20 protein-coding genes are annotated in these 21,479 nt (G+C 70.3%); 6 read left to right on the forward strand and 14 right to left on the reverse strand.

The features are described from left to right. Window positions 1-92 precede the first annotated feature (92 nt). The 10 genes from greB to KAK03_RS19745 form a co-directional block, all read right to left on the reverse strand. Window positions 93-653, reverse strand: a complete 561-nt coding sequence (gene greB / locus KAK03_RS19700; protein WP_210856420.1) for a transcription elongation factor GreB — start codon at window positions 651-653, stop codon at window positions 93-95. Window positions 654-685: 32 nt separating this feature from the next. After that, complete coding sequence (locus tag KAK03_RS19705; protein ID WP_210856421.1) at window positions 686-1,180, reverse strand: MarR family winged helix-turn-helix transcriptional regulator; 495 nt, start codon at window positions 1,178-1,180, stop codon at window positions 686-688. A 9-nt stretch (window positions 1,181-1,189) separates the two neighbouring features. After that, entirely contained in the window at window positions 1,190-2,938 is a 1,749-nt protein-coding gene (locus tag KAK03_RS19710) for an acyl-CoA dehydrogenase (protein WP_210856422.1), read from the reverse strand. A 76-nt stretch (window positions 2,939-3,014) separates the two neighbouring features. Beyond that, the gene (locus KAK03_RS19715; RefSeq protein WP_210856423.1) at window positions 3,015-3,746 is read right to left on the reverse strand and encodes an ABC transporter ATP-binding protein; all 732 of its coding nucleotides are present in this window, start codon (window positions 3,744-3,746) and stop codon (window positions 3,015-3,017) included. An 82-nt stretch (window positions 3,747-3,828) separates the two neighbouring features. Beyond that, a complete protein-coding gene (locus KAK03_RS19720) occupies window positions 3,829-5,592 on the reverse strand; it encodes a branched-chain amino acid ABC transporter ATP-binding protein/permease (protein WP_210856424.1) in 1,764 nt (587 codons plus the stop codon). Window position 5,593: 1 nt separating this feature from the next. Then, window positions 5,594-6,631, reverse strand: a complete 1,038-nt coding sequence (locus KAK03_RS19725) for a branched-chain amino acid ABC transporter permease (protein ID WP_210856425.1) — start codon at window positions 6,629-6,631, stop codon at window positions 5,594-5,596. Between the two features lie 71 nt (window positions 6,632-6,702). Further along, window positions 6,703-7,842: an ABC transporter substrate-binding protein gene (locus tag KAK03_RS19730; protein ID WP_210856426.1), complete on the reverse strand. Its 1,140-nt coding sequence runs from the start codon at window positions 7,840-7,842 to the stop codon at window positions 6,703-6,705. A gap of 51 nt (window positions 7,843-7,893) precedes the next feature. After that, window positions 7,894-8,658 (reverse strand): SDR family NAD(P)-dependent oxidoreductase, encoded by a 765-nt coding sequence (locus tag KAK03_RS19735; protein ID WP_210856427.1) that lies wholly within the window; start codon window positions 8,656-8,658, stop codon window positions 7,894-7,896. A gap of 136 nt (window positions 8,659-8,794) precedes the next feature. Further along, the gene (locus KAK03_RS19740) at window positions 8,795-10,675 is read right to left on the reverse strand and encodes a feruloyl-CoA synthase (RefSeq protein ID WP_210856428.1); all 1,881 of its coding nucleotides are present in this window, start codon (window positions 10,673-10,675) and stop codon (window positions 8,795-8,797) included. Beyond that, window positions 10,672-11,481, reverse strand: a complete 810-nt coding sequence (locus tag KAK03_RS19745) for a crotonase/enoyl-CoA hydratase family protein (RefSeq protein WP_210856429.1) — start codon at window positions 11,479-11,481, stop codon at window positions 10,672-10,674. The genes KAK03_RS19740 and KAK03_RS19745 overlap by 4 nt, the downstream gene beginning before the upstream one ends. A gap of 172 nt (window positions 11,482-11,653) precedes the next feature. On the opposite strand from KAK03_RS19745, the gene KAK03_RS19750 reads away from it, so the two are divergent. Then, window positions 11,654-12,517: an amidohydrolase family protein gene (locus tag KAK03_RS19750; protein WP_210856430.1), complete on the forward strand. Its 864-nt coding sequence runs from the start codon at window positions 11,654-11,656 to the stop codon at window positions 12,515-12,517. Between the two features lie 1,040 nt (window positions 12,518-13,557). Continuing rightward, window positions 13,558-14,316 carry a hypothetical protein gene (locus tag KAK03_RS19755; RefSeq protein WP_210856431.1) on the forward strand — a complete coding sequence of 253 codons (759 nt, stop codon included), beginning with the start codon at window positions 13,558-13,560 and terminating at the stop codon, window positions 14,314-14,316. Window positions 14,317-14,354: 38 nt separating this feature from the next. Here the strand turns inward: KAK03_RS19755 and KAK03_RS19760 are convergent, their stop codons facing one another. Beyond that, on the reverse strand, window positions 14,355-15,656 hold the full coding sequence (locus tag KAK03_RS19760) for a S8 family peptidase (RefSeq protein WP_210856432.1): 1,302 nt from the start codon (window positions 15,654-15,656) through the stop codon (window positions 14,355-14,357). A gap of 450 nt (window positions 15,657-16,106) precedes the next feature. Between KAK03_RS19760 and KAK03_RS19765 the strand changes: the two genes are divergently transcribed. The 3 genes from KAK03_RS19765 to KAK03_RS19775 all read left to right on the forward strand — a co-directional run bounded on the left by KAK03_RS19765 (window position 16,107) and on the right by KAK03_RS19775 (window position 17,543). Continuing rightward, window positions 16,107-16,271 carry a hypothetical protein gene (locus tag KAK03_RS19765; RefSeq protein WP_210856433.1) on the forward strand — a complete coding sequence of 55 codons (165 nt, stop codon included), beginning with the start codon at window positions 16,107-16,109 and terminating at the stop codon, window positions 16,269-16,271. Window positions 16,272-16,331: 60 nt separating this feature from the next. Next, window positions 16,332-16,607: a hypothetical protein gene (locus KAK03_RS19770; RefSeq protein WP_210856434.1), complete on the forward strand. Its 276-nt coding sequence runs from the start codon at window positions 16,332-16,334 to the stop codon at window positions 16,605-16,607. Window positions 16,608-16,697: 90 nt separating this feature from the next. Beyond that, window positions 16,698-17,543: an HDOD domain-containing protein gene (locus KAK03_RS19775; RefSeq protein WP_210856435.1), complete on the forward strand. Its 846-nt coding sequence runs from the start codon at window positions 16,698-16,700 to the stop codon at window positions 17,541-17,543. Here the strand turns inward: KAK03_RS19775 and KAK03_RS19780 are convergent. The 3 genes from KAK03_RS19780 to KAK03_RS19790 are packed head-to-tail and all read right to left on the reverse strand — an operon-like array spanning window position 17,534 to window position 20,639. Beyond that, window positions 17,534-18,436 carry an esterase/lipase family protein gene (locus KAK03_RS19780; protein ID WP_210856436.1) on the reverse strand — a complete coding sequence of 301 codons (903 nt, stop codon included), beginning with the start codon at window positions 18,434-18,436 and terminating at the stop codon, window positions 17,534-17,536. The two genes, KAK03_RS19775 and KAK03_RS19780, sit on opposite strands and share 10 nt — an antisense overlap. Then, window positions 18,436-20,091, reverse strand: a complete 1,656-nt coding sequence (locus KAK03_RS19785) for a GMC family oxidoreductase (protein WP_247661304.1) — start codon at window positions 20,089-20,091, stop codon at window positions 18,436-18,438. The genes KAK03_RS19780 and KAK03_RS19785 overlap by 1 nt, the downstream gene beginning before the upstream one ends. A gap of 41 nt (window positions 20,092-20,132) precedes the next feature. Beyond that, complete coding sequence (locus KAK03_RS19790; protein ID WP_210856438.1) at window positions 20,133-20,639, reverse strand: hypothetical protein; 507 nt, start codon at window positions 20,637-20,639, stop codon at window positions 20,133-20,135. Window positions 20,640-20,720: 81 nt separating this feature from the next. Here KAK03_RS19790 and KAK03_RS19795 point away from each other — a divergent pair, with 81 nt between their 5' ends. Further along, window positions 20,721-21,455, forward strand: a complete 735-nt coding sequence (locus KAK03_RS19795) for a DUF8198 family protein (RefSeq protein WP_210856439.1) — start codon at window positions 20,721-20,723, stop codon at window positions 21,453-21,455. The last annotated feature ends 24 nt before the right edge of the window (window positions 21,456-21,479 follow it).

The following is a 21,479-nucleotide window of genomic DNA, read 5'->3' on the forward strand; positions in this document are numbered from 1 at the left end:
TCCGAGGTCGCTGCTTCATCGCAACACTCCTTCCGCCAGGCGGTCATAGTGTGTTGCATCGATCGGTTGAATCCGCCGCAGCAAGTCGCCACTCAGCCGTCCTTTGGGGGGTAGCTCACCTCGATCACCTCCAGCGTCTCAGTCCCCCCCGGCGTGGGCAGCACCACCTCATCCCCCTCGCGTGCCTTCAGCAGCGCCCGGGCAATGGGTGAGATCCAGCTGACCTCGCCGGCCAGGTGGTCGGCCTCGTCGATGCCCTTGATCGTGATGGTGCGCTCCTCGCCGCGACTGGTGGCGTAGGTCACGGTGGCGCCGAAGAAGATCTGGTCGCTGCCGTGGTGGGCGCTGGGGTCGGCCACTTCGGCAATGTCCAGGCGCTTGGTCAGGAAGCGGATGCGGCGGTCGATCTCGCGCAGGCGCTTCTTGCCGTAGAGGTAGTCGCCGTTCTCGCTGCGGTCGCCGTTGCTGGCGGCCCAGTGGACCACCTCCACCACCTTCGGGCGCTCGACGTCGATCAGGTTCAGCAGCTCGGCGCGCAGCCGCGCGTAGCCCTGCGGCGTGATGTAGTTCTTGCCGCCTGCGGGCAGCGGCGGCAGGCCGGCGCCGTCCTCGTCGTCGTCAGCGTCGCTTTCCTTGGTGAAGGCCTTGCTCATGGGCCGCAAGGGTAGCCCAAGCGGCGCCGCGTTCAGCTGCGCGCGACGCGGTGCAGCAGTTCCTTCAGCAGCGCCTGCTCGGCGGCGCTGAGCACCTTCAGCGGCTCGACCTCCATCTGGTGCGAGACCTTCAGCGCCTTGCGGATCAGGACCTGGCCCTCGGGCGTCAGGCGGATCAGCTGGGCGCGGCGGTCGCGCTCGCTGCGTTCACGGCGCACCCAGCCGCGCTCGACCATGCGGTCCAGCGTGACGGCCAGGTTGGGCGCCGACACATCCAGCGCCTGGCCCAGCTGCTTCTGGTTGACCTCGTCGTTGGTGTGCACCAGCGCCAGGATCGAGAACTCCACCGCCTTGAGTTTCAGCGGTCCCATGTGGCGATGGAAGTGCTTCTTCAGCGTCACCGAGGCACGCGTGGCGGCGTAGCCCATCAGGTGCATCAGCGCCGACTGGTCGAGCGCTGCGGCACGGCTGGACGCCCGCGGCGCGGGGCCGTCGTCGTCGGTCGCGGGAGCGTCGGCGAGTGCCATCTCAGCCTCTCAGGCCAGGAAGGGCAGCGGCGCGCGGGCGGCCGCCACGCCGCGCAGGCGGTGGGTCAGCTCGCCGGCCAGCCAGTCGAAGTGAAAGCGCGCCAGCTGCTGCTTGCGCTGGTAGAAGGCGGCGTCGCCGCGACCGGTGGCCAGGGCGGCGGCGGCCACGGCATCGGTGCGCGCCCAGGCGGCGCCCAGCAGGGCTTCGCCCACGGCGAAGAGCAGGTCGTCAGCGGCGCGGAAGGGCAGTTCGGGATCAGCCGCAGCGTCGGCCTGCAGCGCGCTCACGGCCTCGGCCACGGCCTGCAACTGGGCGCGCGCGGCGGCGGCATGGGCCGAGCCCTCGCACTGCGCGGCGGCCCAGTCGAGCAACTCGCGCAGCTTGGCGCCGCCATCGGGCATCAGCTTGCGCAGCACCAGGTCGATCGCCTGGATCTCGTTGGTGCCCTCGTAGATCAGCGCGATGCGACTGTCGCGCACCAACTGCTCGATGCCATATTCATGGATGTAGCCATGGCCGCCCCAGATGCCCAGCGCGCGGTCGGCGCCGTAGTGGCCGTAGTCGGTCATCATGGCCTTGAGCACGGGCGTCAGCAGCGTGGCGCGGGCACCGGCGGCGGCCCGAGCGGCGGGATCGGCGTGGGCCTGCTCGTCGTCCAGGGCCTGGGCGGTCCAGTAGCACAGCACGCGGGCGGCTTCGGTGCGGGCCTGCAGGGTCCACAGCTGGCGGCGCAGGCTGGGGTGGTGGATGATCGCGTCGGCCGCGGCAGCGGGGGCGCCGGCGGGTTTGCTGGGTGAGCGCGACTGCACCCGCTCGGCCGCGTAGCTCAGCGCGTTCTGCGTGGCGGCTTCCAGGTGGCCCAGGCCCTGCATCGCCACATGCAGGCGCGCGGCGTTCATCATCAGGAACATGGCCTGCAGGCCGCGGTGCGGCTCGCCCAGCAGCCAGCCGGTGGCGCCGTCGAAGCTCATCACGCTGGTGGCGCTGCCCTTCAGTCCCATCTTCTTCTCGATGCTGTCGCAGCGTGCGGCGTTGCGCGTGCCATCGGGCAGGAACTTCGGGCACAGGAACAGCGAGATGCCCTTGGTGCCGGGCGGTGCATCGGGCAGCCGTGCCAGCACCAGGTGCACGATGTTGGGCGTCATGTCCTGGTCGCCGCCCGAGATGAAGATCTTGTTGCCGGTGATGGCGTAGGAACCATCGGCCTGGGGCACGGCGCGGGTGCGCAGCAGACCCAGGTCCGAGCCGGCATGCGATTCGGTCAGGCACATGGTGCTGAGCCACTCGCCGCTGGTGACCTTGGGCAGGTAGGTGTCGCGCAGCCAGCCCTGGGCGTGCTGGTGCAGCACTTCATACGCGCCATGCAGCAGGCCGGGGTACATCGTCCAGGCGTGGTTGGCCGAGACCAGCATCTCGAACAGCGCCGCGTTCAGCAGCTGCGGCAGGCCCTGGCCGCCGCAGGCGGGGTCGCAGGCCAGCGCCGGCCAGCCGCCGTCGACAAAGGCCTGGTAGGCGGCCTTGTAGCCCGCGGGGGTGCGCACCTCGCCGTCCTGCCAGGTGCAGCCTTCCAGGTCGCCCGGGCCGTTGGTGGGCGCCAGGATCTCGGCGGCGAAACGGCCGGCCTCCTCCAGCACCGCGGCCGACATGTCGCTGTCGAGTTCCTCGAAGCCGGCCATCGCCGGCCAGGCGGCGGGGGCGCCCAGCACCTCGTCGATGACGAAGCGCATGTCGCGCAGCGGGGGGTCGTAACGCCACATGGCGGGCTCCTTGGTGCGGTGGGCCCACGCCGGGGGCGCTCCGGCGTGCACCGGAGGCCCGACGGGGCCGTCAGTCTCAATGCTTCTTGGCGGCGCCGAGGTAGGTGTCGATGACGCGCGGGTCGGTGGCCAGGTCGGCGGCGGGCCCTTCCAGTGCGATCGATCCGGTCTCCAGGACGTAGCCGTAGTCGGCCACCTCCAGCGCGGCGCGGGCGTTCTGCTCGATCAGCAGGATGCTCACGCCGGTGCTGCGCAACTGGGTGATGGTCCTGAAGATCTCGCGCACCACCAGCGGCGCCAGGCCCAGGCTGGGCTCGTCGAGCATCAGCACCTTGGGGCGGCTCATCAGTGCGCGGGCCACCGCCAGCATCTGGCGCTCGCCGCCGCTGAGCGTGCCGGCCAGCTGGGTGCGGCGCTCCTTCAGGCGCGGGAAGATGGTGTAGACCTCGTCGAGCGTGCTTTTCCAGCCGGCCACGCCCTGGCGCATCGGCTTGAAGCCGCCCAGCACCAGGTTGTCTTCCACGGCCATGGTGCCGAACAGCTCGCGCTTCTCGGGCACCAGGGCCAGGCCGGCCATGACGCGCTCTTCCAGCGTCAGGTCGCCCACGTCCTGACCGTCGAAGACGATCTGGCCCTTGCTGGGCAGCACGCCCATCAGCGCATTCAGGGTGGTGGACTTGCCGGCGCCGTTGGGGCCGATGACGGTGACCACGCTGCCCTGGGGCAGCGCCAGGTTCAGGCCGGAGAGCACCTCGGCCTTGCCGTAGCCGGCGTGCAGGCCTTGCACGGAAAGAATATTCTGGCTCATGTCGGACTCCGCCGGGCCGTCCCAAGGAGGCCGTGGCCCCCTTGGGGGGTATCGAACGACTGTGAGATCGGGGGCGTCATGTTCAATGCTCCGTGCCCAGATAGGCGGCGCGGACCTCGGGGCTGGCCTGCACCTCGGCCGGCGTGCCCGACATCAGCTTGGTGCCGAACTCCATCACCGTGATGTGGTCGACCAGGCCCATGACGAAGTCCATGTCGTGCTCGACCAGCAGGATGGTCAGGCCCTCGGCCTTGAGCTGGCGCAGCACCTCGGCCAGCGCCTGCTTCTCCTTCAGGCGCAGGCCGGCGGCGGGCTCATCGAGCAGCAGCAGCGACGGGTCGGTGCACAGCGCGCGGGCAATCTCCATCAGGCGCTGCGGGCCCAGCGCCAGGTTGCCGGCCAGCTCGTGCATCTTGTCGGCCATGCCGATGCGGGCAAGCTGCTTCTCGGCCTCGGCGAAGAGGCGGCGCTCCTCGTCGCGGTCCAGGCGCAGCATCGCGCCGAAGGGGCCCGCCTTGGAGCGCAGGTAGCCGCCCAGCGCGACGTTCTCCAGCACCGTCATGTCCGGCACCATCTTGACGTGCTGAAAGGTGCGGCTCACGCCCAGGCGGGCGATCTGACGCGAGGACAGGCCGGCGATGTTGCGGCCGCGGAAGACCACCTCGCCGCGGGTCAGGCCCAGCACGCCGGTGATCAGGTTGAAGGTGGTGGACTTGCCGGCGCCATTGGGGCCCAGCAGGCCCATGATGTCGCCGCCGCGCAGCGTGAAGCTGACATCGTTGACCGCCACCAGGCCGCCGAACTCCTTGCGCACCGCCTTCACGTCCAGCAGCAGCTCACCGCGGGTGGGGTGCTCGCGCGCGGCCAGCGCCTGGGCGTCGCCCCAGTCGCGCACGCGCTGACGGGTGGGCACCCAGCCCTTGACGAAGGTCCACAGGCCGTCCGGCGCGTACTTCAGCACCAGGATCAGCACGATGCCGAAGACGATGGTCTCGAAGTTGCCGCTGGTGCCGATCAGCTTGGGCAGCAGCACCTGCAGTTCGTCCTCGACCAGCTTGACCACCGCGGCGCCGGTGAAGGCGCCCCAGACATGGCCCACGCCGCCCAGCACCGCCATGAACAGGAACTCGATGCCCTTGCTCATGCTGAAGGGCGTGGGGCTGACGGTGCGCTGGAAGTGCGCGAACAGCCAGCCCGCCACCGAGGCCAGCATCGCCGCCAGCACGAAGGCCAGCAGCTTGTACTGGAAGGTGGAGATGCCCATCGCCTCGGGCATCGTGGCGCCGCTCTTGAGCGCGCGGATGGCGCGGCCGGTGCGCGAATCCAGCAGGCGCAGCACGGCCACCGCCGACAGCAGCGCGATCACCCAGATCAGCACATACATGGCGCGGCCACCGGCCAGGCTGATGCCGAAGAACTCCAGCGGCGGGATGCCCATGATGCCGTCGTACTTGCCCAGGAACTCCATGTTGGCCATGGTGTAGTTCAGCGACAGGCCCCAGGCGATGGTGGCCAGCGGCAGGTAGTGGCCCGACATGCGCAGCGTGATGAAGCCCAGCACCACGGCCACCACCACCGCCAGGCCCAGGCCCACGAACAGGGCGATCCAGGGCGACACCGCCGCCGTGGTCGACAGGTAGGCCGAGGCATAGGCGCCCACGCCAACGAAGGCCGCCTGGCCGAAGCTGGTCAGGCCGGCCACGCCGGTCAGCAGCACCAGGCCCAGCGAGACCATCGCGTAGATGCCGATGTAGTTGAGCTGCGTGATCCAGAAGTCCGACACCGGCAGCGCCGGGATCAGCAGCATCAGCGCGCAGAACGCGGGAAACAGGAAGCGCGGATTCATGTCAGTGTTCTTCCCCGTGCGGGTCGCGCAGCGAGCGCCACAGCAGCACCGGCAGGATCGACGAGAAGACGATCACCTCCTTGAAGGCACTGGCCCAGAAGGAGCCGAAGCTCTCGAGCAGGCCCACCAGCGTGGCACCCACCAGCGCCAGCGGGTAGCTGGACAGGCCGGCGAACACCGCGGCGACGAAGCCCTTGAGGCCGATCAGGAAGCCCGAGTCGTAGAAGATGGTGGTGGTCGGCCCGATCAGCAGACCCGACAGCGCACCGATGAACGCGGCCATCGTGAATGACAGCCGGCCGGCGCTGGTCGACGAGATGCCCATCAGCCGCGCGCCCAGGCGGTTCACCGCGGTGGCGCGCAGCGCCTTGCCCCACAGCGAGCGCTCGAAGAACAGCCACAGCATCACGATCAGCGCGATCGAGACCAGGAAGATGATCAGCGTCTGGCCGCTCAGGTTGACCGGGCCCAGGCTGAAGCGCTCATCCCAGAACGGCGGGTTGCGAAAGCCCTCGGCGCCGAAGAAGTACAGGCCCAGCCCGACCAGCGCGAAGTGCACGCCCACCGAGACGATCAGCAGCACCAGCACCGAGGCATCGGCCAGCGATTCATAGGCCAGTCGGTAGATCAGCCCGCCGAAGGGCGTGACCAGGGCCAGCGTCAGCGCGGCCTGGGCCATCAGCGGCAGCTGGCGCGGCGCCGCCCACCACACCAGCAGCGCGATCGCCACCGGGTAGGCCAGCCCCTTGACCGCCTGCAGCAGCACCTTGGCCGGCGCACGCCCGTGGCGCAGGCCGGTGACGATGTCACTCAGGGCCGCGGCGCCAGCCAGGATCAGCAGGAACCACACGGTGCCGGGCACCTGCCCGGCCTGCAGCATGGCCAGGGTCAGCGCGCCGAAGGCGACGAACTCACCCTGCGGGATGAAGATCACGCGGGTGACGGCAAACAGCAGCACGGTGGCCAGCGCCAGCAGCGCATACACCGCGCCGTTGGTCACGCCATCGAGCGCCAGGATGCTCGCGATCGAGAAGTCCATGGGATGGGTCCGGGTCAGAGGCCAGCAGGGCAGGTGGCGGGTGCGGCACGCGCCGCACCCGCCGGGAGGTCTTACTCGACCTTCCAGTCGCCGTTGACGACCTTGAGGATCACGCCGGTCTCGGTGGTGAAGCCCCAGTGGTTGTCCTTGGTGTAGTTCAGCACGCCGTGGGCGACCACGGTGCGGCCCATCTGCTCGACGGCGTCACGCAGCGCGGCGCGGAACTCCTTGGTGCCCGGCTTGCCCTTCTTCAGCGCGACCGGCACCACCTTCTCGAGCACGATGATCGCGTCGTAGGCGTGGCCGGCGAACTGGTTGCGCTGGCCCTTGCCGTAGGCGGCTTCGTACTGGTCGACGAACTTCTGGGCCACGGCCTTGGACGGGTGGTCGGCCGGCAGCTGCTCGGGGATCACCGCCGGGCCCGAGACCACGAAGGCGCCTTCGACGTCCTTGCCGCCCACGCGCATCAGGTCGCGGCTGGCTGCGGCGTGGGTCTGGTAGATCTTGCCCTTGAAGCCGCGCTCGACGATCGCCTTGTGGGGCATCGCGGCGCCGGAGCCGGAGGCCACGATCAGCATCGCATCCGGGTTGGCCGAGGTCAGCTTCAGGGCCTGCGCGGTGACGCTGGTGTCGCTGCGGGCGAAACGCTCGGTGGCAATGACCTTGGGGCCGCCCAGCGCGGCGGTCTGGTCCTGGAAGTCCTTCAGCCAGCTCTCGCCGTAGGCGTCGGTGTAGCCGAGGAAGCCCACCGTCTTGACGCCCAGCTTCTTCATGTGGGTGACGATGGCGTGGGCCATCACCGCGCCGCCCTGCGGCAGGCGGAAGGACCAGGCGTCCTTGCCGGCCTGCAGCACGCCGGGCGAGAACATGAACTGCGGCGTCTGCGATTCGAAGGCCACCTCGGCCATCGGGATCACCACCGGCGTGGCAGCCGAGCCCATGATGATGTCGACCTTGTCCTCGGTGACGAAGCGCTTGGCGTTGTTGACGCCCTTGGTCGGGTCGGTGGCGTCGTCCAGCACGATCACGTTGAGCTTCTCGCCCGCGATGGTCTTGGGCCACAGCTTGATCTGGTTGCCCATCGGAATGCCCAGGCCCGAGGCCGGACCGGTCAGCGGCAGGCTGACGCCGATCGTGATGTCAGCCAGTGCGGCGGTGGCGCTGAAGGCCAGCGCGGCAGCGGCCAGGACGGTGCGAGAGAACTTCTTCATGGCGGTGTGTCTCCAGGGGGCTGTTGGTGGCGAGGGGATCGACGGGAGGCGTCAGCGCGGTGCCATCCGCAGGGCGCCGTCCAGGCGAATGACTTCGCCGTTCAGGTGCGTGTTGCCGACGATATGGGCGGCCAGGGCCGCGAACTCTTCGGGTTTTCCCAAGCGCTTCGGGAACGGGATCGAGGCGGCCAGGGAGTTCTGCACTTCCTCGGGCAGCTCCTTCATCAGCGGCGTGGCGAACAGGCCCGGCGCGATGGTGCAGCAGCGGATGCCGAACTGCGCCAGGTCGCGCGCCATCGGCAGCGTCATGCCGACCACGCCGCCCTTGCTGGCGGAATAGGCCTGCTGGCCCACCTGGCCGTCAAAGGCCGCCACCGAAGCGGTGTTGACCACCACGCCGCGCTCGCCATCGGCCAGCGGCTCGGCCTTGGCGATGCGCGCGGCGGCCAGGCGGGTGACGTTGTAGGTGCCGATCAGGTTGACCTTCACCACGCGCTCGAAGTCGGCCAACGGTGCGGGCGAGCCGTCGCGCTGGATCACGCGCTTGGCGGTGCCGATGCCGGCGATGTTCATGACGATGCGCGCGGTCCCATGCGCGGCCTCGGCAGCGTCCAGTGCGGCGGTGACGCTGGCCTCGTCGGTGATGTCGCACTTCAGGCCCAGCCCGCCGATCTCGGCGGCCACGCGCTGCGCGCCGGCCTCGTTGACGTCGAGCACGGTGACCTGGGCGCCCAGGCGGGCCAGCTCACGCGCCACCGCCTCGCCGAGGCCCGATCCGCCGCCGGTGACGACGGCAGCTTGTCCTTGAATGTCCATCAGAAGATCGCCTTTGCTTGATCCATCGCTTCCTGGGGGCCGGCGCCTTGTTCGAGGGCCGGCGTGGATCTGGCTTGGCCAGTCCACTGCCGGAGCCCCCTTGGGGGGCAGCGACCGGAAGGGAGCGTGGGGGTGGTCATTTTTTCGGAACGATCAGGAAGGGGTCGCTGTCGCGGCCCTCGTAAAGCGCTTCGACCAGCGGGGCGCGGGCCGCCAGCACCGCGCGCTGGTTGATCGAGCCCTTGTCGGTGATCTCGCCCTTGTCGATCTGCGCCGGCTCGGCCAGCACGTGCATGCGCGCCGGGCGGTTGGCACTGCCGGTGCCGGCGGCCCACAGGCGGTCGGCCACGCCCTGGAAGAAGGCGCGCACCACCGGCTGATGCAGCACGTCCGGGAAGGGCACGCCGTCGTGCAGGCCGGCCAGCTTGCGCACCTCGTCGATGCGCGGGAAGACCAGCAGCCCGATCTCGTCGCGGTTCAGGCCGGTGACCACCGCATCCTGGATGCAGGGGTGGCCCTCGGCGATCACCTTGGCGCGCAGCGGACCGACGCTGACGAAGGTGCCGGTGCTGAGCTTGAAGTCCTCGGCGGTGCGGCCGTCGAACAGCAGGCCCTTGTTGTGGTCGGCGGGATCGACGAACTTGACCGCGTCGCCGGTCTTGTAGAAGCCTTCCTCGTCGAAGGCCTCGTTGGTCTGCTCGGGCGCACGCCAGTAGCCCGGCATCACGTTGGGGCCGCGGAAGCGGATCTCGGTCTTGCCGGCCACATCACCCGGCTCGGGCGGCACCAGCTTGACCTCGACGCCGGGCACTGGCAGGCCGATGTGGCCCGAGCGCACATCGGTGCCGACGGCAAAGGTGCACGAGGGCGCGGTCTCGGTCATGCCCAGGCCGGTGATGATGCGGATGCGCTCGCCGATCTCGGCCTCGGCGTGGGCTTCCAGCTTGTCCCACACCGCCTGGCTGAGGCCGGCGCCGGCGAACATGAAGGCCTTGACGCGGGCGAACAGGCTCTTGCGCAGCGCCGGGTCGGTGTCCATCGCGGCGGCGATCTCTTCAAAGCCCTTGGGCACGTTGAAGTACACCGTGGGCGAGATCTCGCGCAGGTTGCGCAGCGTCTCGGCCATGCCCTTGGGCGTGGGCTTGCCGCCGTCGATGTAGAGCGTGCCGCCGTTGTAGACGACGATGCCCACGTTGTGGTTGCCGCCGAAGGTGTGGTTCCAGGGCAGCCAGTCGACCAGCACCGGCGGCTCGGTGGCCAGGAAGTTCAGGCACTGGTGGATCATCTGCTGGTTGGCGCAGATCATCCGGTTGGTGTTGATCACGCCCTTGGGCGCCTTGGTCGACCCCGAGGTGAACAGGAACTTGGCGATCGTGTCGGGCCCGACCTGGGCGTGCGCCGCCGCGGCCGCGTCGCCGGGCACGGTGGCCAGCAGCTGCTCGACGCTGAGCGTCTCGCGGCCCTCGACGGTGCCCTCGGTCAGCACCACATGCACATCGGCCGGCACCACCGCCTGGATCGCCTTGGCGTAGGCCGCCGAGGACGCGAACACCATGCCCGGCGTCACCGTGTCCAGGATGTGGCGCAGCTTGCCGTAGTCGCTGCTGATCAGCGAGTAGGCCGAGGAAATGGGCACATAGGGCACGCCCACCCACATCGCGCCGAAGGCCAGCGTCAGGTACTCGATGTCGTTGTCCGACAGGATGGCCAGCGGCCGCTCGACCGACAGGCCGCGCTCGATCAGCGCCTGGCCCACGGCCTGGATGCGCTGCAGGAACTCGGCATAGCTGACGCGGCGCCAGTCGCCATTCCACGGTGCGCGCGGGTCGCGCTTGGCCACCAGGGTGCGGTCCGGGGCTTCGGCGGCCCACTGTTCCAGCGCGTCGGTCAGGCGGTCGGGGAACCAGCGCAGCTCGTCGGTGGAGCGCAGCAGGCGGCAGCCGTCGGCACGCGTTTCCAGCGTGGCCGCCACGCAGCCGCCGACGTCGGCGTGGCGATAACGCGCGGGCGCGCTCATTCCTTGACCACCTTGCCCGCACGGCCTTCCAGGAAGGCGCGCAGCCGGCTCTGGGCTTCCACCGTATTGCTGGCGGCCGAGGCCATCAGCGACTCGGCGAACAGACCCTCGGAGGGGCTCATCTCGGCGATGCGCGGCAGCGCGTGCATCACGGCGAAGGCGGTCATCGGCGCATTGCCGGCGATCTTGCGCGCCAGCTCCACGCCCTTGGCCAGGCCGGCGCCATCGGCCACGCGGTAGTTGACGGCGCCGTAGCGCTCGCCCTGGTCGGCGTCGAAGACGCGGCCGGTGAGCATCATGTCGGTCATGCGGGCGGTGCCGATCAGGCGCGGCACGCGCACCGAGCCGCCGCCACCAACGAAGATGCCGCGCTGGCCCTCGGGCAGACCGAAGTAGGCCGAGTCCTCGGCCACGCGGATGTGGCAGGCCGCGGCCAGTTCCAGGCCGCCGCCGACCACCGCGCCGTGCAGCACCGCGATCACCGGCACCTTGCCGAACTGGAAGGCATCGAAGCAGGCATGCCAGCCGCGCGAGTGCAGGATGGCGGCGTGGGTGTCGCGCTCGACCAGCTCGGACAGGTCCAGGCCGGCGCAGAAGTGGTCGCCCTCGCCGCTGACCACCACCGCGCGCGTCTCGGCGGGCAGGTTGACGATGGCGGTGTGCAGCTGCGCGATCAGGCCATCGTTGATGGCGTTGCGCTTGGACGGGCGGTTCAGCCGGATGTGGGTGACCGGGCCGGACTGCTCGACGCGCAGCAGGTCCAGCGTGGCCAGCAGGCCGGTGGCGGGGGTGAACTCGGTGCTCATGGCATGGCGTGGGTCGATTTCGTTATGGCATTTAACTAAATTGAGGCCGCTGATGGGGTGGGTGTTTTCCCGGATGAGCACCCACTCACCTGGGAAATTCCCGAGTGCTCACCTTGCTTTGCGCCGATTTAGTTCTGATAATTAACCAATTCGCCGACTCCCCGAGGCCCTGATGAAGCACGAAGAACTGATTGCGATCGACATCCACACGCACGCCGAGGTGTCGTGCTGGAACCCGTTCGACAACTACGGCGAGGAGTACGACCGCGCCGCGGACAAGTACTTCGGCTCGAACCGCCGGCCCACCATCGACGAGACGGTGGCCTACTACCGCGAGAAGAAGATCGGCCTGGTGATGTTCACGGTGGACAGCGAGAGCCAGCTGGGCCGCCGCCGCATCCCCAACGAGGAGATCTGCGAGGCCGCGCAGAAGAACAGCGACATGATGGTGGCCTTCGCCAGCATCGACCCGCACAAGGGCAAGATGGGCGCGCGCGAGGCCCGCCGGCTGATCGAGGAGCACGGCGTCAAGGGCTTCAAGTTCCACCCCACGGTGCAAGGCTTCCTGCCCTACGACAAGATGGCCTGGCCGCTCTATGAGGTGATCGCCGAGCACAAGCTGCCGGCCATCTTCCACAGCGGCCACAGCGGCATCGGCAGCGGCATGCGCTGCGGCGGCGGCCTGCGCCTGCAGAACAGCAACCCGATGCTGCTGGAGGACGTGGCGATCGACTTCCCCGACATCCAGATCGTCATCGCCCACCCCAGCTGGCCCTGGCAGGACGAGGCGCTGAGCCTGGCGCTGCACAAGCCCAACGTCTGGATCGACCTGTCGGGCTGGAGCCCGAAGTACTTCCCGGCGCAACTGGTGCAGTACGCCAACACGCTGCTGAAGGACCGCATGCTCTTCGGCAGCGACTACCCGCTGATCACGCCCGAGCGCTGGATGGCCGACTTCAAGGAGGCCGGCTTCAAGGAGAAGGTGCAGCCGCTGATCCTGAAGGAGAACGCCAAGCGCTTGCTGGGCTGGGCGTGATCGCCTGGACTTGACGGTCCCCATGCCGAATGACCACACCCAGCACGCGGTGGCGGAGTCGTGGACTCAGCCTGATGGGCAGCGCCAGTTCAGCGTTCGGCGCGGCCGATTGTTGATCAGGTCTGCTGTGTCATCGAGTGCGTCCTGCATTCGACGGGCGCAGCCCCCGCGACGCCGTGGTAAGCACCCGTGATCAAGCCGCCCCTCCGGCGTCCGGGCATGACGTGGCCTCAGGCCTTTGGCGAACGCACATGACTGTCGACCGGCCAGGGACCTGACGCGGCCGTCCGTGCCCGCCGAGCGCGCCTGGCAGAAGCTGCATTCTGGGCAAAGTCAGGCGAACAGGTCCATGCTCGACTCATCCCGCGGGCCGGCGTCAATCGGACCCCGGGTCTCAAGCGTGCCTGTATCTTGTCGGCGTCCTCACGCGTTACCGGCTGTCGCGACGTCGCTAGACAGACCTGAGTGGCCTGCTCGCCGCAAGCGAGGGCTCGATTCCATCACGATGTGTTGCGTACCTCGGAAGAGAGCGAGAACAACAGCGGCTGCGTCCTTTCATCGCTGAGGCACTGCGCATAGGCTACCCACATGGTGGCTGACCAACGGACACTGCGATGGTCGACACGGCGGCTCGATCGCCCATTCGTGGTTCGTCCCGCTACTGCGGACCTTTCCCGACGAGCGGATCCGGCTCGCCGACATGCAGGCATTGCTCAGCGCAGTATTCGTCTTCATGCCCATGCCGATAACCATTCGGATGTCCGACGGCTACTGGCGGCTGCGCGACTTGTTCAAGCTGTCGCTGCGGCCCACCTGGCGCGCAGGTACCGACCGTCATCGGAGGGCTTGCCCCTCGCCACGTTGGCGTTGGCAACGGTCCTGCAGTCCATGTTCGGTCGGTTCCTGGAGGAGTTCCAGTCGGCCCGGCATCTGGCTTGCGATCGCCGAGGAGTGCTGTTGGTCTGTGCCACGTACACCGTAATCAACGCGATCCAATGTGTCCTCAGGAAACCTCTCTTCATGCACCTGGAGACCAGTCCATGAACCACGATTCACCGGACCCTGGCCAGTGCTCTGTCGCCCGGCCGATCATTGCACTGCTTGCCGCCTTGTCTTGGCACGCCGGCACCCTGGCCCAATCCAGCGCTGAGCCTCAGCTCATCGATGTGATCGGCGTGAAGGCCCCGCTGGACTATCCCTATGCCAAGGCCCACGCGGCTGCCCTGAAGGTGCGGGAACAGTCGGGCGGCACGGTGGCGCTGAGTGCCCGTCTGCGCGATCGGGCACCGCCCTCTGCGCCCCCCCTTCGCGTCACGCTCGAGTGGGATGAAACCGTGCTGCGGCTGCCGCTGGACAGCCTGGGGCGCTTCGTGATCCCGATCGACCCGCAGGCCTTGCAGCACAACGCGGTCATGACGGCCAACCGGGCCCGCAAGTCGGTCGCCCTGGACATCGACCTGGTGCCGGTCTGGCATCACCCCGAGCTGCGCCCGGCCGATGTGCGGTCGATTGTCGAGGGAGGGCGCGCGGCGCGGGCCAGTCTACTGCCTTGGTATGCCCGCTGGATCACACCGACGGTGAACGCATTGCGCGTGTGTCATGTCCACGCGCGATCAGGCTTTGAATGGCTGCGGCCGGACAGCGCTGCGCAAACCTTGACCAGCACCCGCAGCCAGGATGAGTTTGGCCGGGAGGCCTGGTGTATCGAACTCGATGGCGTGCGCGACCCCTTACCCGAGGATGCCCAGCTGCGATTGCCGCCAGACAGTACCCTGGAGCTGACGGGGTCGTTGATCTGAACGGAAGCCTCCCCCACCGGAGCCGTTGGCGCCGACCGTCAAGCCGCAGGCGCTTTGGTCAGCGCGGCGGCCTGTGGCAGCGGACACTGCAGCAGCGCCTCGAGGTCCAGGATGCCGCTGCCGAAGGCGCCGGCGTTCCACAGCGCCGGCACGCGGGCGCTGGCGCGCGCACAGTGGCGGAAGGCCTCGACCCGCTGCCAGGGCTGCGGGTAGGCCGCGTCCAGCGCCGCGCCATGGCGCGCGAGCCACAAGGCCGCCGCGGCCGAGCTGATCGCCGCCGCGTACGAGGTGCCGTCGCCGCCGTCGGCATAGCCCAGGCGGCCACCGCGCCGCACATCGGCGCGGCGCAGGCCTGCGGCCGGGGCCGACCAGTCGGTCTCGGGGCCGTAGGCGCTGCCGGACCAGGGCCGGTCCTCGCTCGTCACGCCACCGGCCGCGATGCTGCGAGGCAGCGCGGCCGGCGGCACCACGTCGTTGACGATATTGCCCGCGGCGCAGCACAGGATCACGCCCGCCTCGTAGGCCTGGTTGAGCGCAGCGCGCAGCTCGGGCCGCACCGCGCTGGCGAAGCAGCCCAGGCTGCAGTTGATCACCGAGACGCGGGCCACCCGCACCAGGTGGTCCACGGCCTGCGCAAAGGCGTCCTGCGCATGGTTGATCCAGACGCTGTCGGTGATGCGCACCGGCACCAGCGGCACCTTCGGCGCCACGCCGAAGAAGCCGTCCTGCGGCGCGTGCCCCGCGATGGTGGTGCCCACCCGCGTGCCATGGCTGGCCGAGATGCCGCTGAGCGGATCGATGCCGCCGCCGGGTTCATCCACCGGCACGCCGGTGTCCACGGCAGCGATCAGCGTGCGCGCCTGTCCAGTGTCGACCCAGGGTCCGCCGGGCTGGCCAAAACCAAAGGCCGGGTGCGCCACGTAGCCGGTGTCGGGATGGCCCACGCGGACGTCACGCCAGTCGATGGCGCCCGGCCCGCCCAGCAGGGCCCAGGCCTGCGGCGCACGCAGCGCCTGCAGGTGCCAGTCCGGCGCGGCACCGCGGCGTGCCACTGACGCGGCACGCGGCGGCAACAGCGCGGTGTCGCGCAGCGCCACCAGGCGGGCGGCGGTCTCGTCGTCGAGCTCGTCGGTGCGCGCCACGCCCATCACCTGCAGCAGCGGGCCCACGCCGATCGACGGGTACTCGATGGCCAGCGCGCGCCGCAGCGGCGCGCGCAGCAGCGCCTGGGTCGGCCCGGTGGGCCACAGCGCGCAGTCCAGGCCGGGCAGGTAGTGCCGCAGCCGCGCCTCGACCTCGGTCCAAGCGCGGCCGTCGGTGGTGAGCAGCAAGTGGTTCATGGCCGGCTTGTACCGCGGCCTCCCCAAGGCGAGGGATGCACCGACGCCACATCAGGGTTCGCACTGATAAAAAAGCCTTGCGCAAGATAATCAAGTGTTTATCATGCGAACCCATCGAGACACCCCAGACTCGATCCCCGCCCCGGCACACGCTGTACCGCCGGCCGACCCACCCGACGAAGGACTGACCATGCAACTCAACCGAAACGCCCTGCGTTCCCCGGCTGCATTCGCAGCCCTGACCGTCGGCGTGTACCGCGCCCGCCCGCCCCGTCTGACCTGTCCAGGCTGACGACACCCCGCTGAATCCCAGCGGCCCGGGCAGGTGAAGACCTCCCGGGCCGCGGTGCATTTGGCGGGTCCGATCCGCGCAACGCACGCCCTGATTGACCGACACCGGTCGGCCGCGGGACCCCACCCGCCACGCCCGGTCCTTGCCAGGAGAAACCCATGAAGACACGACTGTCCGCACCGCGTCCACGCAATCCGTTCGTGGCCCCTGCCCTGCGACGCCAGGCTGGCGCGCACCGCCGACCGGCCTCCGGCCAGCGGCAGCAGGCCCGCCAGGAACTCCGTCAGGAACTCGCCGCGCCGCCCGACTGGCGCAGCCCGTGAATCCACCCCCGCGCGCCGTCCACCACACCCAGGGCGCCGCGCACCGAGGAGAGCACCATCATGCATCGCCCCGCTTTCTCGACCCCCGCCCCCGGCCCCTGGGCGCCCGCACCCGCACCGGTGCCCGCCCTGCGCCGTGTCGCTGCCCGCGCCCTGCGCCGTGCCGGTGCCTGGATGCGCCACACCGCTGACGCGCTGGCGCGACCCGTCCCTGCACGGGCCGCACTGCCGCAGACCCTGCCTCTGGTGGAATTCCACGCCGAGGCCGGCGCCCCGGAAGGCGCGCTGTACGTCGATGGCCAGTACGTCGGCCACCTCGACGTCAGCCGTCTGTGATCGCCCCGCGCCGGCCGGACTCAAGTCCGGCCGGTGACGGGCCGATATCCCCGACAGCGCAGCGGCCGCGTGGCCGCTGCCCTCTTCCCCATGGACACCCTCGTCAGCGCCACCACCCGCCGCCTGCCCCGCGACCTGCCGGGCTGGCTGCGTTACCTGCAGCTGGCCGAGATCCCCGTGATGCAGCGCACCGCCGACGCCCTGGAGGCGCTGCGGGCGATCGAGGATGACGTCGATGTCCGCATGCTGGTCGACGTCATTGGCGCCGATCCGCTGATGTCATTGAAGGTGCTGGCGCACATCGCCGGCCACCACCGCAGCCGCCGACTCACCGACGTGGAAACCGTCGGCCAGGCGCTGGTGCTGCTGGGCATCACGCCCTTCTTCAACACCTTCGGCCCGCAGCCGAGCGTCGAGCAGCACCTGGCCGACCAGCCCGAGGCCCTGGCCGGCCTGCAGGCGGTGATCGCCCGCGCCCACCGCGCCAGCCGCTTCGCCATCGGCTTCGCGGTGCACCGCATGGACCACGACGCCCAGGTGATCGAAGAGGCCGCGCTGCTGCACGACTTCGCCGAAATGCTGCTGTGGCTGCACGCGCCGACGCTGGCGCTGGAGATGCGCCGTCGCCAGCGCGCCGACCCCACGCTGCGCAGCAGCGCGGTGCAGCGCGAGCTGATGGGCACCACGCTGGTGGAGTTGCAGCAGGCGTTGATGCGCGCCTGGCGGCTGCCCGAGCTGCTGGTGCACATCACCGACGACCGCCACGAGGAAGCCTCGCAGGTGCGCAACGTGATGCTGGCGATCCGCCTGGCGCGGCATACCGCCACCGGCTGGGACAACGCCGCCATCCCCGACGATGTGCGCGACATCGCGCAGCTGCTGAACATGGGCCTGGAGCCCACGGCCGCGCTGCTGCACGACATCGATCAGGACTGAAGCAGCCGTTTCGCCAGCGCCCAGCTGGCCGGGTGGTCCACCAGGTCCACATGGGCCGTGGCCGGCAGGTGCAGCACCTCGGCCGCGCCCGGCAGCACCGCGGTGCTGGCCGGGAACACGATGTTGTCGCAGTGTCCGAAGATGCAGTGAAAGCGCGCCGCGCGTTCGGCCGGCTCGGCCGCCGACAAGGTGGCCAGCCAGCCGCCGCCTCGCTGCATCTGACGGCCGTTCTCGCTCATCGCCAGCCGTGCCAGCGCCGTGCCGCCGTGCGGCGTGCCGATCGTCAGCACCGCCCGCACCCGGCCGTCGGCCTGGGCCTGGCGCAGCCAGGCGCGGGTGACCAGGCCGCCCATGCTGTGCGCCACGATCAGCGGCGCCACGCCCGTGGCGCGCTCCAGCCGCTGCACCGCGGCCTCGAGCAGCGGCACGGCGTCGTCGATCGAGCCGAAGACCGGCTCCAGGCTGGGCGCGACAAAGGCGATGCGCTCGGCGCGCAGCCGCGCCATCCAGGGGTTCCACAGCGCGCGGTTGCAGAAAAAGCCATGCAGCAGCACCACGCCGGGCTGGCCGGGCGCGCCCAGGTCGGGCCGGTCCGGCTCGGCGTGGGTGCGAAAGGGCTGGCGCCAGAAGAAGACGCGCGGCGCGGTCAGCACCTCACCCCACCAGGCCTGCAGCCACTGGCGCCACGAGGCCCGCGGCGACGCATCGCCGCGGTTGGCCAGTGCGGCCATCGCGACGGTCAGCGCCAGCCACAGCGCGTGCGCTCCCAGCACCACCGCCGCCCAGCCCAGCGCCGGCAACAGGCCCGCGCCCTGCAACACGGCGCGCGCCGGCAGGCCCAGCAGCGCCGCCAGCCAGGCCAGCGCCAGCAGGCGTTGGATCCAGGCCAGCATCAGCTGTCGAGCCAGCGCACCGCGCGGCCGCCCAGCGCCGGCGCCAGCGCGGTGGCCAGGCGGTTGACCAGGCCGTAGATCGACAGCTGCGGGTTCGCGCCGATGCTGGTGGGAAAGACCGAGCCGTCGTGCACCGACAGGTTGGCCAGCTGCCAGTGCCGGCCATCGGGGCGCAGCACGCCGCCACTGGCGTCGCCCGACAGCGCGCAGCCGCCCATCACATGGGCACTGACCACGCGCGTGAGCAGCGGCTCCATCGGCAGGCGCTCGATCATCGACTTCGCGTCGGCCCAGCGGCTGACCAGACCGGCCTGTTCGTGCACTGGCAGCACCTGCCGGGCGCCGGCGGCGAACTGGATCTCGGCCATGGCCAGCAAGGCGCGGCGGGCGCCGTCCATCACGAAGGCGTTGAGCGGGTAGTCCAGCTCGGGCGTGCCGTCGCCCTTCAGGCGCACCTGGCCGCCGGGCGATTCGGGGTGGAAGCCGTCGCGCAGCAGGGCCAGCAGCGTGTGGGTGTTCGGGAACTGCCGCAGCAGCGCGGTCTGCGACTGGCCGAAGCCGCACAGCGTGCCGCTGAAGACCAGCGGGTGCAGCGGCGGCGCCTCGAGCTTGAAGCCGATCGGGCCGTCGATCGGCTGGGTGTGCAGGAAGTGGTCGGTGTAGATCGTCTGCGGGGCGCCTTGCCAGCCCTGCACCGGCTGGTCGAACACCGCGGCCGACAGCACCACCGGGTGCAGGAAGGTGCGCCGCCCCAGCCGGCCATGCGGGTCGGGCGCGCCCGAGCGCAGCAGCAGCGCGGGCGAGTTGATCGCGCCGCCGCTGAGCACCACGTGGCGGGCCTGCACGCGCAGCAGCCGCTCGGCCGGTCGGCCATCGGGCTTCATCGCGGCGCACTCCACCGCGCTGACGCGGCTGCCGTCGTGCACCAGGCGCAGTGCACGGGTCTGCACCAGCAGCCGGGCGCCGGCGTTCAGCGCGGCCGGCAGCGTGGTCACCAGCATCGACTGCTTGGCATTGGTGGGGCAGCCCATGCCGCAAGAGCCCAGGTTCCAGCAGCCGCGCACATTGCGCCGGATGCCGTGGGCCTCGATGCCCAGCTTCTGCGCGCCGGTGCGCAGCAGCTCGTTGTTGAGGTTGGGTGGCGTCAGCCAGTCGCCGATGTGCAGCCGGCGCTCGGCCTCCTCGAACCAGGGCGCCAGGGCCTCGGCGCTCAGCTCCGACAGGCCGTGGTGCTGGCGCCAGAAGGCCAGGGTGTCCGGCGGCGTGCGAAACGAGCTGGTCCAGTTGACGGTGGTGGAGCCGCCCACGCAGCGGCCCTGCAGGATGTTGATCGCCTTGTCGGCGGTCTTGCGGCTGGCGCTTTCCTGGTAGAGCTCGGGGTAGGCCTCGGCCTCGAGCTGATGGAAGTCAGTGCTGCTGCGCAGCGGGCCTTCCTCGACGATCACCACGTCCAGCCCGGCACGGGTCAGGATCTCCGCGGTGACGCCGCCGCCGGCGCCGCTGCCGATCACCAGCACATCGCAGCTGAGCTGCTCGGGCAGCGCCTGGTGCGGCCCGCCGAAGACCTTCCAGCCGCGCGCCAGGCCGGCGCGCACCGGGTCGGGAATGGCCTGGCGCTGGTCGGGCAGCAGGGCCTGGTTGCTGATCGGAGGCAGGGCGGTCACAGTCACACTCACAGACGCCATCGCAGGCGCCATCACAGACGGAAGGGGCCGGGGTAGCCCAGGAGTTCCCAGCTGCCGGCGTCGGCAAACCAGGCGCCGTTGCTGAGGTCGCGCAGCGCCTGGTAGACCTGCCGGCGCACGGCGCTGCCGGACACGCGCATCGCCTGCAGCGCCGACTGCACGTCGGCCATCGGGGCCTCGGACCAGGCTGGGCCCAGACCCGCCAGCGCCCAGCGGCCGGGGGCGGTGCACAGCAGCGCCAGCAGGTCCGACAGCTCGGCCCGGGTGGCCGGCTGCAGGCCGGCGATCAGGGTGTCCAGGCGGTCGAGGTGGCCCTTCAAGGCCACCGCCTGCACGGCGGGGTCCTGCGGCAACACGCCCTCCAGCACCGCGCGCGCCACGCTGGCAAACAGCACGCGCGCCGGTTGGCTCAGGCGGCCCTCGCGCCAGCCGGGTGTCCACACGGCAGCGCCGGCACCGGCCACGGCCAGGGCCGTGCCGGACACCAGGCCCAGGGTCAGCAGGGTGCGACGTTGCATCCGGCGAGTGTGGCACCGCGACGGTGCCCGCCGTAGAGCGGGACCACTAACGGCGCCGGGCCATCAGGGTAAGCTCTGAGCATGGCAGCGGACCAGGACAGCATCCTGCGCGAACTCGGGCGCGTCGAGGCCGAGCGCCAGGCGCGCCTGCATGATCCGGCGCTGGCGGGCCGGGTGGTGGCGCTCAAGCGCTACCAGCAGGCGCGCTTTGCCTGTACCCACGCCGACCTGCTGGCCGACGCCCGCTACGGGCCGGCCGCGCGCTTCTTCCTGGAAGACCTCTACGGCCCGCAGGACTTTGCCGACCGCGACGCCCAGTTCGCCCGCATCGTGCCGGCGCTGGTGCGCCTGTTCCCGCAGGAAATCGTCGAGACGGTGCAGTCTCTGGTCGCCTTGCATGCGCTGACCGAGTCGCTGGACAGCCGCATGGCGCGGGCGCTGCCCAGCGATGCGCCAGACCGCCGCGCCTATGTCCAGGCCTGGCAGCAGGTGGGGGCGGCCGAGGAGCGCCGCCAGCAGCTGGCACGGGTGCTGGACCTGGGCGCGCAGCTCGATCGCTACACCCGCCGCCCGCTGCTGCGCCAGAGCCTGCGCCTGATGCGCGGCCCGGCGCGCTCCGCCGGCCTGGGCGCGCTGCAGCAGTTCCTGGAGCGCGGCTTCGACACCTTTGCAGCCATGCGCGGCGCCCAGGACTTCCTGGCGCGCGTGCAGCAGCGCGAGGGCGCACTGATGAACCGCCTGTTTGCGCCCGACGCTGTCGCGGTGGCGACAGCCGCCGACGCAGGTGTCGCCGAGGTGATAGGACAACTACCGTAGCCCGGCACGCCCTCGGCATCGGAC

The organism is Ideonella alba, assembly GCF_018069845.1.
GTDB lineage: Bacteria > Pseudomonadota > Gammaproteobacteria > Burkholderiales > Burkholderiaceae_C > Ideonella > Ideonella alba.

What these genes read in the sequence shown, in the direction of transcription:
- KAK03_RS19755 (WP_210856431.1), top strand. Translation starts at nt 13,558, where the DNA reads ATGAACCACGATTCACCGGACCCTGGCCAGTGCTCTGTCGCCCGGCCG.
- KAK03_RS19720 (WP_210856424.1), bottom strand. Translation starts at nt 5,592, where the DNA reads ATGAATCCGCGCTTCCTGTTTCCCGCGTTCTGCGCGCTGATGCTGCTG.
- KAK03_RS19710 (WP_210856422.1), bottom strand. Translation starts at nt 2,938, where the DNA reads ATGTGGCGTTACGACCCCCCGCTGCGCGACATGCGCTTCGTCATCGAC.
- KAK03_RS19790 (WP_210856438.1), bottom strand. Translation starts at nt 20,639, where the DNA reads ATGCAACGTCGCACCCTGCTGACCCTGGGCCTGGTGTCCGGCACGGCC.
- KAK03_RS19735 (WP_210856427.1), bottom strand. Translation starts at nt 8,658, where the DNA reads ATGGACATTCAAGGACAAGCTGCCGTCGTCACCGGCGGCGGATCGGGC.
- KAK03_RS19740 (WP_210856428.1), bottom strand. Translation starts at nt 10,675, where the DNA reads ATGAGCGCGCCCGCGCGTTATCGCCACGCCGACGTCGGCGGCTGCGTG.
- KAK03_RS19715 (WP_210856423.1), bottom strand. Translation starts at nt 3,746, where the DNA reads ATGAGCCAGAATATTCTTTCCGTGCAAGGCCTGCACGCCGGCTACGGC.
- KAK03_RS19725 (WP_210856425.1), bottom strand. Translation starts at nt 6,631, where the DNA reads ATGGACTTCTCGATCGCGAGCATCCTGGCGCTCGATGGCGTGACCAAC.
- KAK03_RS19780 (WP_210856436.1), bottom strand. Translation starts at nt 18,436, where the DNA reads ATGCTGGCCTGGATCCAACGCCTGCTGGCGCTGGCCTGGCTGGCGGCG.
- KAK03_RS19760 (WP_210856432.1), bottom strand. Translation starts at nt 15,656, where the DNA reads ATGAACCACTTGCTGCTCACCACCGACGGCCGCGCTTGGACCGAGGTC.
- KAK03_RS19770 (WP_210856434.1), top strand. Translation starts at nt 16,332, where the DNA reads ATGCATCGCCCCGCTTTCTCGACCCCCGCCCCCGGCCCCTGGGCGCCC.
- KAK03_RS19705 (WP_210856421.1), bottom strand. Translation starts at nt 1,180, where the DNA reads ATGGCACTCGCCGACGCTCCCGCGACCGACGACGACGGCCCCGCGCCG.
- KAK03_RS19750 (WP_210856430.1), top strand. Translation starts at nt 11,654, where the DNA reads ATGAAGCACGAAGAACTGATTGCGATCGACATCCACACGCACGCCGAG.
- greB (WP_210856420.1), bottom strand. Translation starts at nt 653, where the DNA reads ATGAGCAAGGCCTTCACCAAGGAAAGCGACGCTGACGACGACGAGGAC.
- KAK03_RS19795 (WP_210856439.1), top strand. Translation starts at nt 20,721, where the DNA reads ATGGCAGCGGACCAGGACAGCATCCTGCGCGAACTCGGGCGCGTCGAG.
- KAK03_RS19730 (WP_210856426.1), bottom strand. Translation starts at nt 7,842, where the DNA reads ATGAAGAAGTTCTCTCGCACCGTCCTGGCCGCTGCCGCGCTGGCCTTC.
- KAK03_RS19775 (WP_210856435.1), top strand. Translation starts at nt 16,698, where the DNA reads ATGGACACCCTCGTCAGCGCCACCACCCGCCGCCTGCCCCGCGACCTG.
- KAK03_RS19765 (WP_210856433.1), top strand. Translation starts at nt 16,107, where the DNA reads ATGAAGACACGACTGTCCGCACCGCGTCCACGCAATCCGTTCGTGGCC.
- KAK03_RS19745 (WP_210856429.1), bottom strand. Translation starts at nt 11,481, where the DNA reads ATGAGCACCGAGTTCACCCCCGCCACCGGCCTGCTGGCCACGCTGGAC.